Here is an 18,987-nt window from a genome sequence, read left to right on the forward strand (position 1 = left end):
AGAGTGCGTCATGTCTGACAACAGCCAGAAAAAAGTGATCGTCGGGATGTCCGGCGGCGTCGATTCTTCCGTATCCGCCTGGTTACTGCAACAGCAGGGCTATCAGGTTGAAGGCCTGTTCATGAAGAACTGGGAGGAAGACGACGGCGAGGAGTATTGCACCGCCGCTGATGATCTGGCTGACGCTCAAGCCGTGTGTGACAAACTCGGCATTAAACTGCACAAAATCAACTTCGCGGCTGAGTACTGGGATAACGTGTTCGAACACTTCCTGGAAGAGTACAAAGCGGGCCGCACGCCAAACCCCGATATTCTGTGCAATAAAGAGATCAAATTTAAAGCCTTCCTGGAATTCGCGGCTGAAGATCTCGGTGCAGACTTCATCGCCACCGGTCACTATGTGCGCCGCGCCGATGTGAATGGCACCAGCCAGTTACTGCGCGGTCTCGACGGCAATAAAGATCAGAGTTACTTCCTCTACACCCTGAGCCATGAACAGATTGCGCAAAGCTTGTTCCCGGTGGGTGAACTGGAGAAGCCTGAAGTGCGCCGTATCGCTGAAGAACTGGATTTGATCACCGCGAAGAAGAAAGACTCGACCGGCATCTGCTTTATCGGCGAGCGCAAATTCCGCGACTTCCTTGGTCGTTACTTACCTGCACAGCCGGGCGAAATCGAAACCGTTGAGGGTGAGATTGTCGGTGAGCACCAGGGGCTGATGTATCACACGCTGGGTCAGCGCAAAGGATTGGGTATTGGTGGTCGCAAAGAGAGCAACGACGATCCCTGGTATGTGGTGGATAAAGACGTGGCGCGCAATCGCCTGGTGGTGGCTCAGGGTGCGGAACATCCACGCCTGATGTCTGTGGGCCTGATCGCTCAGCAGCTGGATTGGGTTGATCGCCAAACGATGACGGCCCCGCTGCGCTGCACGGTGAAAACCCGTTATCGCCAGACCGATATTCCCTGTGAAATCATTCCGCTCGATAGCAATCGTATTGAAGTGCGTTTTGACGAGCCGGTTGCGGCCGTCACGCCTGGCCAGTCGGCCGTATTTTATCTGGGTGATGTTTGCCTCGGCGGCGGCATTATTGAACAGCGCCTGCCATTGGCAGAAGCCTGAGGTCGGCGCTGCCGACGCGATGACAGGAGTTAAGCGTGGCCAAGAACTATTATGAGATAACGCTCGCGCTGGCGGGTATTTGTCAGTCCGCGCATCTGGTGCAGCAATTAGCGCATCAGGGCAGTTGCAACAATGCCGCATTAACCGTGTCGCTGCGCAGCCTGCTGGATCTGAACCCCGGCTCAACGCTGGCGGTATTTGGCAATGATGAAGCGAATCTGCATCTCGGCCTGGAATCGCTGATGGCGGTGTTGAACAGCGGCAGCCGCCAGGGTGCCGGGGCCGAACTGACACGTTACACCCTGAGTATGATGGTGCTGGAGCGCAAATTGCACGGCAACAGCGCGGCGCTGAACACCCTTTCTCAGCGTATTGCGCAGCTTGATCGCCAACTCGCGCATTACGAGCTGGAATCTGAAACCATCACCAGTGCCATGGCAGGGATTTATGTCGATGTCATTAGCCCACTGGGTCCGCGCATTCAGGTCACCGGTTCGCCGCAGGTATTACAGAATTCTCAGGTACAGAGTAAAGTGCGTGCCACCTTACTGGCAGGTATTCGTGCTGCTGTACTGTGGCAGCAGGTTGGCGGTGGCCGCCTGCAGCTGATGTTCTCGCGTCAGCGTTTGCTGCGTGAAGCCAAAACCATTTTATCCCGGCTGGGCCCGGCGTATTAAGCGCCGCCCTGCCCTAATTTGTTAACGATTCAGGAGTTGCACTGATGGAATTATCCTCTCTGACCGCCGTCTCACCTGTCGATGGCCGTTATGGCGATAAAGTCAGCCCGCTGCGCGCCATTTTCAGCGAATACGGTTTGCTGAAATTCCGCGTTGAGGTTGAAGTTCGCTGGTTACAGAAACTGGCTACGACCGCAGAGATCAAGGAAGTTCCTGCATTTGATGCTGACGCAAACGCTTTCCTTGATGCCATTGTCGCCAATTTCAGCGAAGAAGACGCGGCGCGCATCAAAACCATCGAACGCACCACCAACCACGACGTCAAAGCGGTTGAGTACTTCCTGAAAGAAAAAGTGGCTGATGTCCCTGCGCTGCATGCGGTATCCGAGTTCATCCACTTCGCCTGTACTTCTGAAGATATCAACAACCTGTCGCACGCGCTGATGCTGGAAACCGCTCGCCGTGACGTCATCGTGCCTTTCTGGAACAAAATCATCGATGCGGTGAAAGGTCTGGCGCAGGAGTATCGCGATATCCCGCTGCTGTCGCGTACGCATGGCCAACCCGCTACGCCATCCACCATGGGTAAAGAGATGGCTAACGTCGCTTACCGTATGGAACGTCAGCTGCGTCAGTTGAGCAAAATCGAAGTGCTGGGCAAAATCAACGGCGCGGTCGGCAACTACAACGCCCACATCGCTGCGTATCCGGAAGTGGACTGGCATCAGCTGAGCGAGCAGTTTGTCACCTCACTGGGTGTTACCTGGAACCCGTACACCACTCAGATCGAACCGCATGATTACATTGCGGAACTGTTCGATTGCATCGCGCGTTTCAACACCATCCTGATCGACTTTGACCGTGATATCTGGGGTTACGTAGCCCTGAATCACTTCAAGCAGAAAACCATCGCGGGCGAAATTGGTTCTTCCACCATGCCGCATAAAGTGAACCCGATTGACTTCGAAAACTCAGAAGGCAACCTCGGTCTGGCGAATGCGGTGATGCAGCACCTGGCGAGCAAACTGCCGGTTTCCCGCTGGCAGCGCGATCTCACCGACTCTACCGTACTGCGTAACCTCGGCGTCGGCGTGGGCTATGCGCTGATCGCTTATCAGGCGACGTTGAAAGGTATCTCTAAACTGGAAGTGAACCGCGATCGTCTGCTGGACGAACTGGATCACAACTGGGAAGTGCTGGCCGAGCCGATCCAGACCGTAATGCGCCGCTACGGTATCGAGAAGCCATACGAAAAGCTGAAAGAGCTGACGCGTGGTAAACGTGTAGATGCAGCCGGTATGCAGGCCTTCATCGACAGTCTCGAACTGCCGGAAGAAGAGAAAGTGCGTCTGAAGCAGATGACACCGGCCAACTATCTCGGCCGCGCCATTCAGATGGTTGATGATTTAAAATAATCATTAAGGGTGTGCCTGTGCGCACACCCTACCCTTTCCCTCAGGCAGTCGAGCACCAGCAAATCGGCAAGTACATCAATCCCTTGTTGCCTGCGTCCGGAATGAATGCTCGCCGCTTTTTGCTGCTGTCGTTCAAACGATGACAATCAAGTGTTGTTCTCTTGTTTAGCTCGCTTAACATATACTCTTGCCATCATCACTGAGTTTGAAGGTAAGGAAATTCTATGCGTGTTCTGGTTGTGGAAGATAATGCACTGCTGCGTCATCATCTCGCCGTGCAGTTACGTGAAATGGGTCATCAGGTGGATGCTGCCGAAGATGCCAAAGAAGCCGACTATTTCCTGCAGGAACACATTCCCGACATTGCGCTGGTCGATTTAGGCTTGCCTGATGAAGATGGCATGTCGTTGATTCGTCGCTGGCGCGGCGATGCTGTGCGTCAACCGATTCTGGTGTTGACGGCACGTGAAGGCTGGCAGGCTAAAGTGGAAGCACTCGAAGCCGGTGCCGATGACTACGTCACCAAACCTTTCCATATCGAAGAAGTCGCTGCACGTTTGCAGGCGCTGATGCGTCGCAACAGTGGACACGCTTCGCAGATCATTGCGATGCCGCCGTTCCAGGTTGATCTGTCACGTCGCGAAGTCACCGTCAATGATGCACCGGTCAAACTCACCGCCTTTGAGTACACCATTGTAGAAACCTTGATCCGCAACGCCGGAAAAGTGGTCAGCAAAGATTCGCTGATGCTGCAACTCTATCCCGATGCCGAACTGCGCGAAAGCCACACCATTGATGTTTTGATGGGGCGCCTGCGTAAAAAGATTCTTGCGCTCCATCCGACCGAAGTGATTAACACCGTGCGCGGCCAGGGCTATCGCTTTGATCTCTGATTTATGAATTGGCTGAATCGCTTACGTCCTTTCTCATTACGCGCCCGGTTTTTACTGGCGACTGCCGCTATTGTCCTGTTTCTGTCGCTCTCCTACGGCATGGTTGCCGTAGTCGGCTATGTGGTGAGTTTCGATAAAAACACCTATCGCGTGATGCGCGGCGAGAGCAACCTGTTCTTCACCCTGGCGCAATGGCAAAACAATAAGCTGACCATTGCCCAGCCAGAGCGGATGACGCTCAATTTCCCGACGCTGGTGTTCATCTACGATGAACACGGCAAGTTGCTGTGGCAGCAGCGTGATGTGCCTGACATCCGCAAAAACATTCGGCGTGAGTGGCTGCTCAAGCCCGATTTTTATGAAATTGACACCACAAATCGCACCAGTCTGGCCGCCATCGGCAACAACTCCGAGGTCAAAGAGCGGTTACATCAACTGGACAGCGACAACAACGACACCTTTACCCACTCGGTCGCCGTCAACCGTTACGATGCCACCACCAACTTACCGGCACTGACCATCGTCGTGGTGGATTCCATCCCCCAGGAACTGCAGCACTCGGATGTGGTGTGGTCATGGTTTAGCTATGTGCTGGCAGCAAACCTGCTGTTAGTGATTCCGCTGCTGTGGCTGGCCGCGCACTGGAGCCTGCGCCCTATTGGTGATTTAACCGCGCAGGTGCGTGAACTGGAAACGGGTCATCGCGAGAATCTGGACGACAATCCACCGCAGGAGTTGCGCAGCCTGGTGCGAAATCTCAACCTGCTGCTGACCAATGAGCGCCAGCGCTACACGCGTTATCGCACCACCCTGTCTGATTTAACGCACAGCCTGAAAACCCCGCTGGCGGTGTTGCAGAGTACCTTGCGCTCCCTGCGCAGCGGCAAGGAGCTCACCGTGGAGCAGGCCGAGCCAGTGATGCTGGAGCAAATTAGCCGTATTTCACAACAAATTGGCTACTACCTGCATCGAGCCAGTATGCAGGCCGATCATAATCCGCTGCAGCGCGATCTGCATTCGGTGTCGGCACTACTGGATAGCCTTTGCTCGGCGCTGAATAAGGTTTATCAGCGCAAAGGTGTCGAAATCACCCTGGATATTTCCCCCGAGTTGACCTTTATCGGCGACCAAAATGACTTTATGGAAGTGCTGGGCAATGTGCTGGATAACGCCTGCAAATACTGCCTGGAATTTATTGAGGTCAGCGCACGACAAACCGACAAGGCACTGCATCTGTTTATTGATGATGACGGCCCCGGCATTCCTGAAAGCAAACGCGATCTGATCTTCGTGCGCGGTCAGCGTGCCGATACGTTACGTCCCGGCCAGGGCCTTGGCTTAGCCGTGGTCCGCGACATCCTCGAACAATACGCCGGTAAGGTGATCGCCAGCACCAGCCCACTGGGTGGTGCCCGCATGGAAGTGATTTTCCAGCGTCAGGAAGTTGAACATCACCGCGAGTAGAAAGGCCTGCGGGCTGTTATACTTGCCTGCATTCATGGCCCTAACCGGAACACTCGTATGGACTTTCAGCTCGATATTAATTGGCCCGACTTTATTCAGCGCTACTGGCAAAAACGTCCAGTGGTGCTCAAGCGTGGTTTTAAAAACTTCATTGATCCCATTTCTCCTGATGAGCTGGCGGGTCTGGCGATGGAAAACGAGGTGGACAGCCGCCTGGTGAGCCATAACAACGGTAAATGGCAGGTTAGCCATGGTCCGTTTGAAAGCTATGATCATCTCGGCGAGAGCAACTGGTCGCTGCTGGTGCAGGCGGTTAATCACTGGCATGAACCTTCTGCTGCCCTGATGCGCCCGTTCCGCTTCCTGCCTGACTGGCGCATTGACGATCTGATGATCTCTTTTGCCGTTCCGGGCGGCGGCGTAGGCCCGCACTTCGACCAGTATGATGTGTTTATCATTCAGGGCACCGGCCGTCGTCGCTGGCGCGTAGGCGAAAAAGTGCCGATGAAACAGCACTGCCCGCATCCCGACCTGCTGCAGGTTGAGTCGTTTGATGCCATCATCGATGAAGAGATGGAGCCGGGCGACATTCTGTACATTCCACCAGGATTCCCGCATGAGGGCTATTCGCTGGAAAATGCCATCAATTATTCGGTCGGTTTCCGTGCACCTAACGGTCGTGAATTGATCAGTGGCTTCGCTGATTACATGCTGGCGCACGAATTAGGCAGCTATCGTTTCAGCGATCCGGATGTGCCGTCGCGTGATTGCCCGTCACAGATTTTGCCTTCTGAAGTGGAAGGAATTCGTCAGGTGATGCTGGATGTCATTAATCAGCCAGAACAGTTTAATCAGTGGTTTGGTGAGTTTATCTCACAGACACGTCACGAACTGGATATCGCACCTCCTGAGCCGCCGTATCAGCCTGATGAGATTTACGATGCGCTGCAGCAAGGCGATGCGCTGACACGTCTTGGTGGCCTGCGCGTGTTAACGCTGGGCGATGCGGTGTTTGTGAATGGCGAGCGCGTGGCGTGCAGCCACCCGGAAGTGCTGGCGGCACTGGCACACAATCAGGTGTTAACGCTGGAAGATTTCGGCGATGCGCTGGACGATCCGTCGCTGCTGGCTCAGCTTGCGGCGCTGGTGAACAGCGGCTACTGGTTCTTTGGTGAGTAATCTGTTGCGCTAAAATCGCGCCTCTTTATCACGGCGCGATTTGCCACAGATGTTTGCCGCGACAGAGACGCTGTTGACTGCGCTGCCACGTAAGATATTGATAAAAGGCTTGCTTAGCAGGCCTTTTATCATATTATTTCTTCTCTGCTGCCAGCGCAGACAAGCGCACAATCACATCCACCGCCTGCGACATCACATTTAATGACGCGAACTCGTGTTTACCGTGGTAGTTATAGCCGCCGGTGAACAGGTTCGGACACGGCAAACCTTTCCACGATAGCGCAGAACCGTCGGTGCCGCCGCGAATCGGCTTCACCACTGGCTCGATACCGCAATCACGAATGGCCTGCAGCGCCAGCTCAATGATCTGCGGATGCGGCTCAACTTTCTCACGCATATTGCGGTAGCTGTCGCTGATCTCCACTTTTATTGAGCATTCGGCCTGCAGTCCTTTACCGACCCGCTCAGCAATCTCTTCCAGCAGCTGTTTACGCTGTTCATAGCTGTCGGCGTCGAAATCACGAATCAGATACATCAGCTCGGCGTGCTCAACCGTGCCTTTGATGGTGTGCAGATGGAAAAAGCCTTCATAACCGTCAGTGAACTGCGGTTTCTCTTTGGCGGGCAGCTCGGCGTGGAAACGCATCGCCAGATCCAGCGCGTTCACCATGACGTTTTTCGCACTGCCAGGGTGCACGTTATTGCCGGTGATTTTCACCATCGCGGTCGCTGCATTGAAGTTTTCAAACTCAAATTCGCCGAGATCGCTGCCATCAATGGTGTACGCCCAGTCCGCTGCAAAACCTTCAACATCGAAATGAGAGGTGCCGCGTCCAATCTCTTCATCTGGGGTAAACGCCACACGAATCGCGCCGTGCGGAATATTCTCTTTCACCAGGCGCGCCATCGCCGTCATGATTTCAGCGATACCCGCTTTATCATCTGCGCCCAGCAAGGTTTTGCCATCGGTGGTGATCAGCGTATGGCCAATCAATTTGTGAAGAATCGGGAACATCACCGGCGAGAGGATTTCATCGCCATTGCCCAGCGCAATATCGCCGCCACGGTAGTTTTCGATAATCTGCGGATTGACGTTTTTAGCGGTGAAATCCGGTGACGTATCCATATGCGAGATAAAGCCGATCACCGGGGTCGGCCAGTCAACGTTGGCGGGCAAAGTGCCCATCACGCAGCAGTGATCGCTCAGGGACACATCAACAAATCCCAGTGCAATCAGCTCTTCCTGTAACTGACGCGCCAGCGTCCACTGCCCTTCACTGCTGGGCACCTGACGCGCCTGCGGTTTTGACTGAGTTTCTACGGCCACATAACTGAGAAAACGCTCAAGTAATTGATCCATTTGTCATCCCTCTAAAGAACCTGCGTTATTATCATGGCGCGTGAGGCGCGCCATGTTGCGTCAAATCATTATCCTTCAGGTTAGCGTTCTCAGCGCAAAGTGCTTAACCAGATATCGTCTTACTTATACAGCCCGCGTAGAAAGGTATGCACAAAATCCGGTACCACCTCACTGGCCAAGCCGTACTGGCTTTCCGCGAACTCATTGCCCACCTGACTCGGCTCCAGATTAAGCTCAACGGTATGCGCACCCTGCAGTTTTGCTTCATGCACAAAGCCGGCGGCGGGATAGACATGCCCGGAGGTGCCAATGGCGATAAACAGATTGGCTTTCTCAATCGCCTGATAAATCTCTTCCATGCCGAGCGGCATTTCTCCAAACCACACCACATGCGGACGGAGTCGGGCCGGGAACTGGCAGCAGGTGCAACGATCGTCCGGCTTAACATCTTCCGTCCAATCCAGCACCTGGCCACTGCTTTCACAGCGCACTTTTAGCAATTCACCGTGCATATGCAACACGCGCTGACTGCCTGCCCGCTCATGGAGATTATCAATGTTCTGCGTCACCAACAGGAAGTTGTCGCCCAGCACCTGTTCCAGTTCGGCCAACGCTTTGTGCGCGGCATTTGGCTGAATCTCCGGCTGTTGCAACTGACGGCGGCGCGCATTATAGAAACCCTGCACCAGATCGGGATTACGATGAAAACCTTCTGGCGTGGCGACATCTTCAACCCGATGCTCTTCCCATAATCCGTCGGCAGCGCGGAAGGTTTGAATGCCTGACTCGGCGGAGATGCCAGCGCCGGTCAGTACCACGACGCGCGGTTGCGGGTGCGCAGCCAGTTCAGCTTTGCGATCGCGTTCAAAGATGCGCTGGCGAAAGCGCTGATGCACTTTGCGGCGATTTTTCTTGTCGCGGGCGAGTCGTAGGCGGCGGCGCGGTATGCGCATAAAAGCTCCTTATGCTGCGGTGGTTGTCACCGCATGTCGGGTGTTTGGCTCGGGATAATGGTTCCCGATAATAGCGGCTGCGCATGACGGCTGCATGCCACAGACGCTGAAAATGTGCGCAGCCGCGAAGGCGGCTGCGTTTTTTATCATTACTGTCCGCTCAGTACGCGAGCCGGATCGATTCGACTGGCGCGCCGCGCCGGATACCAGCTGGCAATCAGGCTGAGCAGGATGGCGGTCACCAGCACCGAAATCACATCAATCCAGTGCAGCTCCGATGGCAGGAAATCAATGAAGTAGATATCCCCCGCCAGCAATTGATGACCGGTAAGATGCTCCAGTCCACGCACGATCGGTGTCAGGTTGAGCGCCACCAGCACGCCTACCACGACACCGCTGATGCTGCCGAGCAATCCGGCCAGTAAGCCATACCAGATAAAAATGGCGCGGATCAGGCCATCTTTGGCGCCCAGCGTGCGCAGCACCGCAATATCACTGCTCTTGTCTTTCACCGCCATTACCAGCGTCGAGACGATATTAAAACAGGCCACGCCAATGACCAGCACCATCGCCAGATACATAATCGCGCGGATCATCTGGATATCGCGGTACATGTAACCGTAGGTGCCAATCCAGCTCTTAATATAGACATAAGAGTGCGTGGCTTCACCGGCATCGCGCACCAGTTTTTGCGCCTGGAAGGGATCGCTCATCTTCAGCGCAATGCCGCTGACGCTGTCACCCATATCAAGATATTTTTGCGCATCCGCCAGCGGCACCAGCGCCAGGCTGTGGTCGAGCATCCCGCTGAGTTGCAGAATGCCTGATACCTGCAGACGAATACGTTTCGGTTGCAGCAGCTTATTTTCACCATCATTGTTCGGGATCATGATGGTGATCCAATCGCCCTGCTTCACGTTAAGCGATTTCGCAATGCCGCCACCGAGGATGATCTGCTGTTTATCCGCGCCAAACTGCTGCCACGCATCGCCATCGACAAAACTCGGCAAGGCGCTTAGCCGCGATTCCTGTTGCGGATCGACACCCTTCACCTGCAACGCCTGCATCTTCGCGCCGCTCTCAATCAAGCCGGTAAAGTTAATGTAAGGCGCCGCTGCAGCGATACCCGGCACCTTTTCAATCGGTGCGATCATCGGCTGCCAGTTGCGGAAAGGCTGATTCACCGGCTCGATTTCACCGTGCGGCACCACGGCCAGAATGCGCTTGTTCAGCTCGCGTTCAAAACCGTTCATCGCGCTCAGGCCAATAATCAACACGGCAACACCCAGGGCGATGCCGATGGTCGAGATGATGGAGATCAGTGAGACCATGCCACCACGCCGCCGACCGCGACTGAAGCGCAGGCCAAGCAGCAGGGATAATGACGAACCCATCAGATGGCTCCCAGCGTCAGATGCTCGCTCAGCTGACCGTCGCGCATCTCCATCTGGCGATTCAGACGTTTAGCCAGATTCAGATCGTGCGTCACCACCAGAAATGCGGTGCCCTGCTGCTGATTCAGCTCGCCCAGCAGTTTGAAAATCGCATCGGCATTACGCGCGTCCAGGTTACCGGTCGGTTCATCCGCCATCACCAGGCGCGGACGGTTCACCAGCGCACGCGCGATTGCGACACGCTGACGCTCACCGCCCGACAGCTCAGAAGGACGATGCGCAGCGCGTTTTTCCAGCCCGACCGCTGCCAGCATTTCCAGCGCGCGCGAGGCGGCCTCCGCTTTTGCGGTTTTGCCAATCAGCAATGGCATCGCCACGTTCTCCAGTGCCGTGAAGTCGGGCAATAGATGGTGGAACTGATAGATAAAGCCCAGCTCGCGGTTGCGCAGTTCGGCTTTGGCAGCAGAAGACATCGCATTCAGTGATTTGCCGTCGAACACCACGTCACCCGAAGTGGGCGCATCGAGCCCGCCGAGCAGATGCAGTAAGGTACTTTTACCCGAGCCGGAGCTACCAACGATGGCCGTCAGTTCGCCTGGCTGCAGGCTAAAAGCCACATTGCGCAGCACATCGGTCTGCACGCTGCCTTCCTGATAGCGTTTGCACAGGTCACGACACTGCAACAAAGGGGTATTACTCATAACGTAAAGCCTCAGCGGGTTGTACGGCGGCAGCGCGCCATGACGGATAAAGGGTTGAGAGCAGCGCAACGATCATCGAGACCAGCGCAATCGTGACCACCTGCCAGACGTTGATATCGACCGGCAATGCCGCGCCATCCAGGAACAGGCCAATCACTGGCATCAAATTATTCAGCTGGCTGGCGAGCAGCACGCCGAGCAGCGTACCGAGCAAGGTGCCGATAATGCCGGCACTGGCGCCCTGCACCATAAACACCGCGACAATCTGTCGACGGGTTAAGCCCTGTGTTTGCAGAATCGCCACTTCACCCTGCTTTTCCATGATCAGCAGACCGAGTGAAGTAATGATGTTAAACGCCGCTACCGCGATGATCAGACTCAGCAGCAGCCCCATCATGTTTTTTTCCATGCGTACCGCCTGGAACAGATCGCCTTTGCGCTCGCGCCAGTCTTTCAGCGTCAGGCCATCCGGCAGGTGCTGTTCACTGAAGGCATCCACATTCAGCGGTTTATCCAGCCACAAACGCCAGCCGGTGATATTACCCAGCGGATAGCGCATCACGCGGGAGGCATCCTGCTGATTCACCAGAATCTGATAGGCATCGACTTCGCTGTTGGCAGCATAGGTGCCTGCGACGGTGAAGATACGCTGGCTCGGCAAGCGGCCCACCGGCGTAAACTGGCTCACCGTCGGCACCATCAGACGCAGCTGGTCGCCACGTTTAACGCCCAACTGAGACGCCAACTGTTCACCGAGAATCACATTGTATTGGCCCGGTTGCAGCACGTTCTGTTGCGTGTTCACAAGATAAGGGGTGAGCGGGTCTTGTTCGTCCGGGTTGATGCCCAGCATCACGCCCACTGAGACATTGCGCGCGCTTTGCAGCACCACATCAGCGGTGGTCAGCGGGGCCACACGCGTGACGCCCTGCAGTTTGAGGCTCTCCGCCGTCACCTGTTGTGGATTGATGCTGCCTTTGTCGCTGGTGACCAACGCTTGCGGCATCAGGCCGAGGATATTGCCCTCCAGCTCACGCTCGAAGCCGTTCATCACCGACAGTACAGTGACCAGCGCCAGCACGCCCAGCGTGATACCGATGGTGGAAAGCCAGGAGACGAAGCGACCGAAGCGGTCTGAGGCACGTCCACGCATGTAGCGCAAACCGATGAATAACGCGACTGGTTGATACATGAGATCCGTCTTGGCAGTTGCCTGAAAATAAGTAGTGGGATGATAAAGGAGCAGCCCTGTTTATGAAACCTCTAACCCTCTGAGTCTGTGGCAAAGTTGCATCCAAATACGTCGCAATCTGCGTCAATGCATAAAATTGCGACAAAATAATGATACTTATTGTGCGTTTATTAGGCATACCCTGCGGTAGACTTCTCCATGTAGCACAAATTTATGTCCAGCCGGCACCGCAGTATGCCCGTTTAATCAGCACCGCAGTCAGCCCAAAGATTTCGTGCTGTGGCAAGGCGGCAAGCCTGCTAATCCCCAGGAGCTTACATCAGTAAGTGACTGGGGTTAGTAGGCGCAGCCAACGCCGCCACGGTGCGAAAGATGCCGGGCGAAAAGGAGTATACCCATGTTCAGATTTCCGAAGGGCAGTATCGTGAAACACAAATCGGGAGAAATCAGAGGCGAGATCGTCAACGTCTTTGAACAGGGAGATGCGGCAACCGGCTATTACGTGAAGTGGGACGACGGCAACCACAGCTATCATCTGGAAAAAGAGCTGTCCTGGGCTAACGTCGATCGTCCGCGCATGCACTACACACAGCAATCAAGTAAGTGACCGGGGTTCGCAGACGCAGCTAACGCGGCCACAGCGCGAAGTATGAAGGGCGATGAGAAATAGCACCGCGACAGATGATCCTCAGGGCAGATTATGGAATGATGACGCCCTGGAATCCAAGGAGAGAATGTCGAGTCCTTATGTCGGAACAGAGTCGTTATACCCTGCCTGCGAAAGCGGGCGATCATCGTCAGCTCGGCGAACTGATTGGCGCCGCGCAGGCGGTTGAGTGCGCCAGTATCACCGAACGCCACCCGGGTCCGGTGCTGATGATTACGCCGGATATGCAATCTGCCCTGCGTCTGCAGGAGGAGATTCGCCAGTTCACCGATCTGCCGGTCACCAATCTCGCCGACTGGGAAACGCTGCCTTACGACAGCTTCTCGCCGCATCAGGACATTATCTCTGCCCGTCTTTCCACCCTTTATCAACTGCCCAATCTGACGCGCGGCATGCTGATTATGCCGGTCAACACGCTGATGCAGCGCGTCTGTCCGCACAGCTTCCTGCATGGCCATGCGCTGGTGATGAAGCAGGGGCAAAAACTCTCGCGCGATGCGCTGCGTGATCAGCTGGAGCAGGCTGGCTATCGCCATGTCGATCAGGTGATGGAGCACGGCGAGTACGCCACGCGCGGCGCGCTGCTGGACCTGTTCCCGATGGGCAGCGATCAGCCCTATCGTATCGACTTCTTTGATGACGAAATTGACAGCCTGCGCCTGTTCGATGTGGACAGCCAGCGCACGCTGGAAGCGGTTGAGGCTATCAATCTACTGCCTGCACATGAATTCCCGACGGATAAAGCGGCGATTGAGCTGTTCCGCAGCCGCTGGCGCGAGCTATTTGATGTGCGGCGCGAGCCGGAGCATGTCTATCAGCAAGTGAGCAAAGGCACGCTGCCTGCCGGGATCGAATACTGGCAGCCGCTGTTCTTTGAGCAGGAGTTGCCCACCCTGTTCAGCTATCTGCCTGCTAACACGCTGGTACTCAACAGTGGCGATCTGCACGGCAGCGCCGATCGCTTCTGGCAGGATGCTAACGCGCGTTTCGACAATCGCCGCATCGATCCTATGCGCCCGCTGCTGGAGCCTGCAACGTTGTGGCTGCGCCCGGACGCGTTACTCGGTGAACTGAAAGCCTGGCCACGCATGCAGCTCAGCAGCGAAACGCTGCCAGAAAAAGCCGCCAATACCAATCTCGGCTATCAACCGCTGCCGGAACTGACGGTGCAGGCCCAGGCGAAAGCGCCACTCGATCTGCTGCGTCAGTTCATGGAGCAGTTTGATGGGCAGATCATTTTCTCAGTAGAAAGTGAAGGCCGTCGTGAAAGCCTGCAGGAATTGCTGGCGCGCATCAAACTGCGCCCACAGCCGATTGAACGCTTTGAAGAAGCCGCCAAACAGCCGCACAGTTTAATGATTGGTGCCAGCGAACGCGGCTTTATTGATAGCGCGGGCCATCGCGCGTTGATTTGTGAAAGCGACCTGCTGGGTGAGCGTGTCAGCCGTCGTCGCCAGGATAATCGCCGTACCATCAATCCCGATGTGTTGATCCGCAACCTCGCCGAGCTACATCCCGGCCAGCCGGTGGTGCATCTGGAACACGGTGTGGGCCGTTATATTGGCCTGACCACGCTGGAAGCCGGCGGCATTGTCGCGGAATATCTGATGCTCTCCTATGCGGGCGACGCCAAGCTGTACGTGCCCGTTTCATCACTGCACCTGATCAGCCGCTACGCGGGTGGCGCGGATGAGAATGCCCCGCTGCACAAGCTGGGCAGCGATGCCTGGTCACGCGCACGCCAGAAAGCGGCGGAGAAAGTGCGTGATGTGGCGGCCGAACTGCTGGATATCTACGCCCAACGCGCGGCCAAAACCGGCTTCGCCTTTAAGCACGATCGCGATCAGTATCAACTGTTCTGCGAAGGCTTCCCGTTTGAGACTACGCCGGATCAGGGCCAGGCCATTAATGCGGTGCTGAGCGACATGTGCCAGCCGCTGGCGATGGATCGTCTGGTGTGCGGTGACGTAGGCTTTGGTAAAACTGAAGTGGCGATGCGCGCCGCCTTCCTCGCGGTGGAGAATGCCAAACAAATCGCCGTGTTGGTGCCCACCACCCTGCTGGCGCAGCAACATTACGACAACTTCCGTGACCGTTTCGCCAACTGGCCAGTGCGCATTGAGATGCTGTCACGCTTCCGTAGCGCCAAAGAGCAGAGCCAGGTGCTGGAACAGGCACGTGAAGGCAAAGTGGATATTCTGATCGGCACGCATAAGTTGCTGTCAAACGACCTGAAATGGCACGATCTCGGTCTGTTGATTGTCGATGAAGAGCACCGTTTTGGCGTGCGTCATAAAGAGCGTATTAAAGCGATGCGCGCGGACGTTGATATCCTGACGCTCACTGCTACCCCCATCCCACGTACACTGAATATGGCGATGAGCGGCATGCGCGATCTGTCGATCATTGCAACACCGCCAGCCCGCCGTCTGGCAGTGAAAACCTTTGTGCGCGAGTACGACAGCCTGGTGGTGCGTGAAGCGCTGCTGCGTGAAATTTTACGCGGCGGTCAGGTTTACTATCTCTACAACGATGTTGAGAACATCGAAAAAGCCGCACAGCGTCTGGCGGAGCTGGTGCCGGAGGCCCGCATCGCCATCGGCCACGGCCAGATGCGCGAGCGCGAGCTGGAACGGGTGATGAATGATTTCCACCACCAGCGTTTTAACGTGCTGGTGTGTACTACCATCATCGAAACCGGTATTGATGTGCCGAGCGCCAACACCATCATCATTGAGCGTGCTGACCACTTTGGCCTGGCGCAGCTGCATCAGCTGCGTGGCCGCGTCGGTCGCTCACACCATCAGGCCTATGCCTGGCTGTTAACGCCGCATCCAAAAGCCATGACCACTGATGCGCAGAAGCGTCTGGAGGCGATTGCCTCGCTGGAAGACCTGGGCGCGGGCTTTGCGCTGGCGACGCATGATCTTGAGATTCGCGGTGCCGGCGAGCTGCTGGGCGAAGATCAGAGCGGCCAAATGGAAACGATCGGTTTCACGCTGTATATGGAACTGCTGGAAAACGCCGTGGATGCGCTGAAGGCCGGGCGCGAGCCATCGCTGGAAGATCTCACCAGCAACCAGACCGAAATCGAACTGCGCATGCCTGCGCTGCTGCCGGATGACTTTATTCCGGACGTGAATACGCGTTTGTCACTCTATAAACGCGTTGCCTCAGCCAGTGACGAGCAGGAACTGGCTGAGCTGAAGGTTGAGATGATCGATCGTTTTGGCAAGTTGCCGGATGCGGCGCGCAACCTTCTGGATGTGGCGGCTTTACGTCTGGTGGCGCGAGAACTGGGCGTGCGTAAAATTGAAGCCAGTGAAAAAGGCGGATTCTTCGAGTTCGCGCCGCAGAATCATGTCGATCCCGGTTGGTTGATTGGCCTGCTGCAAAAAGATCCTAAACAGTGGAAGTTGGATGGTCCAACCCGTCTGAGATTCACTCGTGATTTGGAAGAGCGCAAAGTGCGGATGGAGTGGATTCAGGGCTTTATTGCCGAGCTGGCGAAGAATCGGATTTAGCGTTCTCAACCGCATCTCGCCTGGCGAAGCGATACATTGCGCTTCTGCATGCAACATGGTGGCTATCGGGACGCGAGATGAATCTCGCCGCGCCGGTTTACACCATAAAAAAAGCGCCTTACGGCGCTTTTTTCGTTACTGCTGCTGTGACGTGTCTTTGCCCAATCAGGCCTGATTCGAATTCAGGATCAGCTGACCATTACGGTCAAGCGGAATGCGGGTGCCAGGGTCATTTTCCATGCGGATTTTGCCCTGCTGGTCGCCTATTTTATAGGTCACATCATAACCCAGCATTTTTTCCTGTTTGTCATAAACGGTTTTGCAACGCTGCTCGTTGGTGGTGTAGGTATCACGATCCTGCAGTGCCCCCTGCACCTGGTTACCACCGTAACCGCCCGCCAGCGCGCCCGCTACCGTTGCGACATCGCGCCCACGACCGCCACCAAACTGGTGACCGAGCACGCCGCCCGCCACTGCACCCAGTACCGAACCGGCGATGCGGTTCTCATCCTGTACCGGACGACGATGCGTTAACGTCACGTTGCGACACTCCTGTCGCGGTTGTTTAATGCTCTCTTTGATCGGCGTAGCCGAGAGAACTTGTGCATACTGCGGGCCGCGATCAAAGACATCCATGCTGGCGACGGCGGCAACCCCTAACGCTGCTGCCACGCCGATACCGATACCCGCTAACATTGATTTATTCACAGGAATGTCCTCCTGAATGTTGTTACCGCGCATTCCTGCCGCTACGAAATCCTGTGTAGCCGAGGCATAACCGGCGTGCGCGCCGCGCCGTGTTTGTGGATATAAGTTTTACAGATGGTCCGTAATTGCAACATCAGATTAATGGAGGAAACGCAGCGGAAAGCCGTCAGGGCCAGTTTTTCGGAGAGTTCTGAGAGAGGCTGAAATACCGCCGTAACCTTAAACTGAATTGTCGTTTTTCAGCGGGTTACGGCAGGCAGAGCGGCATCGGGCGGCAGAGGACCGCCCGAAAACATTAGTGCAACTTGAGGCGAGGACGCAGCACGCGGTTCAGGCTACCGACCAGCATCATCAGGCCGGTTTTGAAGTATCCATGGAGCGCAATCTGGTGCATGCGATATAGAGAAATGTAGACGAAACGCGCAATGCGCCCTTCTACCATCATCGAGCCGCGCATCAGGTTACCCATCAGACTACCCACGGTGGTGAAGCGCGACAGTGATACCAGGGAACCGTGATCTTTATAGACGTAGGCTTTGAGCGGTTTGCCTTTGCGTTGCGCCAGAATATTTTCCAGCGCGCGTGACGCCATCTGGTGTGCAGACTGCGCGCGCGGTGGCACAAAACCGCCGCCCGGCAGTGCGCAGGAGGCGCAGTCACCAATCGCGTAGATGTCATCATCCAGCGTGGTTTGCAGCGTGTCTTTCACCACCAACTGATTGATACGGTTGGTTTCCAGCCCGCCAATCTCTTTCATAAAGTCCGGCGCTTTAATACCGGCAGCCCACACCATCAAGTCAGCATTAATAAATTCGCCGCCTTTGGTATTGAGCCCCTCTTCTGTTGCGCTGGTCACCATGGTTTGCGTCAGGACGCGCACGCCGAGCTTGGTCAGTTCCTGGTGTGCCGCAGCAGAAATGCGCGGTGGCAATGCTGGCAGAATACGCTCACCGGCTTCCACCAGCGTCACGTTCAGTGCAGAGCTATCAAGGCCTTTGTAGCCATAGCTGTGCAGCTGCTTCACGGCATTGTAGAGTTCTGCTGACAGCTCAACGCCGGTGGCGCCGCCGCCGACAATCGCAATGTTCACTTTTTCCAGGCTACCTTCACTGGCGGAGAAGCGCAGGAACAGGTTAAGCATCTCGTTGTGGAAACGACGAGCCTGATGCGGGTTATCGAGGAAGATGCAGTGATCTTTCACACCCGGAGTGCCAAAGTCATTGGAAGTGCTGCCCAGCGCCATCACCAGACGGTCATAAGCCATCTCGCGCTGCGGTACCAGTAATTCACCGTTAGCATCACGGATTTCCGCCAGCTCAATGGTTTTGTTTTCGCGGTTGATTTGCGTCAGCGAACCCAGCTGGAACTGAAAACCGTGATTACGCGCGTGCGCCAGATAACTCAGGGCATCGATCCCTTCGTCCATCGAACCGGTTGCCACTTCATGCAACAATGGCTTCCACAGATGGCTGTGGTTGCGATCGACGAGAATAATCTCGGCTTTCTTGTTCCTGCCCAGCTTGTGACCGAGCTGCGTTGCCAGCTCTAAGCCGCCGGCACCACCGCCAATAATGACGATTTTTTCCATAGATGTAGTCAACAAAGACCCCCTCAAAGTTGTAAACCAATAGTTAATTAATGGTTACTAAAAACCTTAATAAACATAGGGTTGGCGACGTTAAATCGCGAGCTGAGGGCAGAATATCACGGCGCTAACGACATATCATAAGAAAATTG

At 55.6% G+C, this 18,987-nt stretch carries 15 protein-coding genes; 8 read left to right on the forward strand and 7 right to left on the reverse strand.

The annotated features are described in order from the left end of the window. Positions 1-10: 10 nt before the first annotated feature. The 6 genes from mnmA (at position 11) to FD744_RS10925 (ending at position 6,751) form a co-directional block, all read left to right on the forward strand. On the forward strand, positions 11-1,123 hold the full coding sequence (gene mnmA / locus FD744_RS10900) for a tRNA 2-thiouridine(34) synthase MnmA (RefSeq protein ID WP_038647542.1): 1,113 nt from the start codon (positions 11-13) through the stop codon (positions 1,121-1,123). A gap of 35 nt (positions 1,124-1,158) precedes the next feature. Further along, on the forward strand, positions 1,159-1,800 hold the full coding sequence (hflD, locus tag FD744_RS10905) for a high frequency lysogenization protein HflD (protein WP_034822031.1): 642 nt from the start codon (positions 1,159-1,161) through the stop codon (positions 1,798-1,800). 44 nt (positions 1,801-1,844) lie between these two features. Further along, entirely contained in the window at positions 1,845-3,215 is a 1,371-nt protein-coding gene (gene purB / locus FD744_RS10910; RefSeq protein WP_034822034.1) for an adenylosuccinate lyase, read from the forward strand. Positions 3,216-3,439: 224 nt separating this feature from the next. Then, complete coding sequence (gene phoP / locus FD744_RS10915; protein WP_034822036.1) at positions 3,440-4,108, forward strand: two-component system response regulator PhoP; 669 nt, start codon at positions 3,440-3,442, stop codon at positions 4,106-4,108. Positions 4,109-4,111: 3 nt separating this feature from the next. Continuing rightward, positions 4,112-5,572 (forward strand): two-component system sensor histidine kinase PhoQ, encoded by a 1,461-nt coding sequence (phoQ, locus tag FD744_RS10920; protein ID WP_058962308.1) that lies wholly within the window; start codon positions 4,112-4,114, stop codon positions 5,570-5,572. 57 nt (positions 5,573-5,629) lie between these two features. After that, positions 5,630-6,751 (forward strand): cupin domain-containing protein, encoded by a 1,122-nt coding sequence (locus FD744_RS10925; RefSeq protein ID WP_160868217.1) that lies wholly within the window; start codon positions 5,630-5,632, stop codon positions 6,749-6,751. A gap of 133 nt (positions 6,752-6,884) precedes the next feature. Here FD744_RS10925 and pepT read toward each other — a convergent pair whose 3' ends face one another. From pepT to lolC, 5 genes are all read right to left on the reverse strand, one after another. Beyond that, the gene (gene pepT / locus FD744_RS10930) at positions 6,885-8,111 is read right to left on the reverse strand and encodes a peptidase T (protein ID WP_160868218.1); all 1,227 of its coding nucleotides are present in this window, start codon (positions 8,109-8,111) and stop codon (positions 6,885-6,887) included. A gap of 119 nt (positions 8,112-8,230) precedes the next feature. Then, positions 8,231-9,064 (reverse strand): Sir2 family NAD+-dependent deacetylase, encoded by an 834-nt coding sequence (gene cobB / locus FD744_RS10935; protein WP_034822045.1) that lies wholly within the window; start codon positions 9,062-9,064, stop codon positions 8,231-8,233. Positions 9,065-9,213: 149 nt separating this feature from the next. After that, complete coding sequence (lolE, locus tag FD744_RS10940) at positions 9,214-10,458, reverse strand: lipoprotein-releasing ABC transporter permease subunit LolE (protein WP_038647554.1); 1,245 nt, start codon at positions 10,456-10,458, stop codon at positions 9,214-9,216. Further along, positions 10,458-11,159 (reverse strand): lipoprotein-releasing ABC transporter ATP-binding protein LolD, encoded by a 702-nt coding sequence (gene lolD / locus FD744_RS10945; RefSeq protein ID WP_034822051.1) that lies wholly within the window; start codon positions 11,157-11,159, stop codon positions 10,458-10,460. Before lolD ends, lolE begins: the two co-directional genes overlap by 1 nt. After that, positions 11,152-12,351: a lipoprotein-releasing ABC transporter permease subunit LolC gene (lolC, locus tag FD744_RS10950; protein ID WP_097119630.1), complete on the reverse strand. Its 1,200-nt coding sequence runs from the start codon at positions 12,349-12,351 to the stop codon at positions 11,152-11,154. Before lolC ends, lolD begins: the two co-directional genes overlap by 8 nt. Positions 12,352-12,748: 397 nt before the next feature. Between lolC and FD744_RS10955 the strand changes: the two genes are divergently transcribed. After that, complete coding sequence (locus FD744_RS10955; protein WP_034822057.1) at positions 12,749-12,958, forward strand: hypothetical protein; 210 nt, start codon at positions 12,749-12,751, stop codon at positions 12,956-12,958. A gap of 140 nt (positions 12,959-13,098) precedes the next feature. Then, positions 13,099-16,542 carry a transcription-repair coupling factor gene (gene mfd, locus FD744_RS10960; protein ID WP_160868219.1) on the forward strand — a complete coding sequence of 1,148 codons (3,444 nt, stop codon included), beginning with the start codon at positions 13,099-13,101 and terminating at the stop codon, positions 16,540-16,542. Between the two features lie 165 nt (positions 16,543-16,707). Here mfd and FD744_RS10965 read toward each other — a convergent pair whose 3' ends face one another. Next, positions 16,708-17,250, reverse strand: a complete 543-nt coding sequence (locus tag FD744_RS10965) for a glycine zipper 2TM domain-containing protein (RefSeq protein WP_034822117.1) — start codon at positions 17,248-17,250, stop codon at positions 16,708-16,710. 295 nt (positions 17,251-17,545) lie between these two features. Next, complete coding sequence (locus FD744_RS10970; protein WP_034822063.1) at positions 17,546-18,850, reverse strand: NAD(P)/FAD-dependent oxidoreductase; 1,305 nt, start codon at positions 18,848-18,850, stop codon at positions 17,546-17,548. Between the last annotated feature and the right edge of the window lie 137 nt (positions 18,851-18,987).

It is taken from the genome of Pantoea sp. Taur (assembly GCF_009830025.1).
Taxonomy (GTDB): domain Bacteria; phylum Pseudomonadota; class Gammaproteobacteria; order Enterobacterales; family Enterobacteriaceae; genus Pantoea; species Pantoea communis.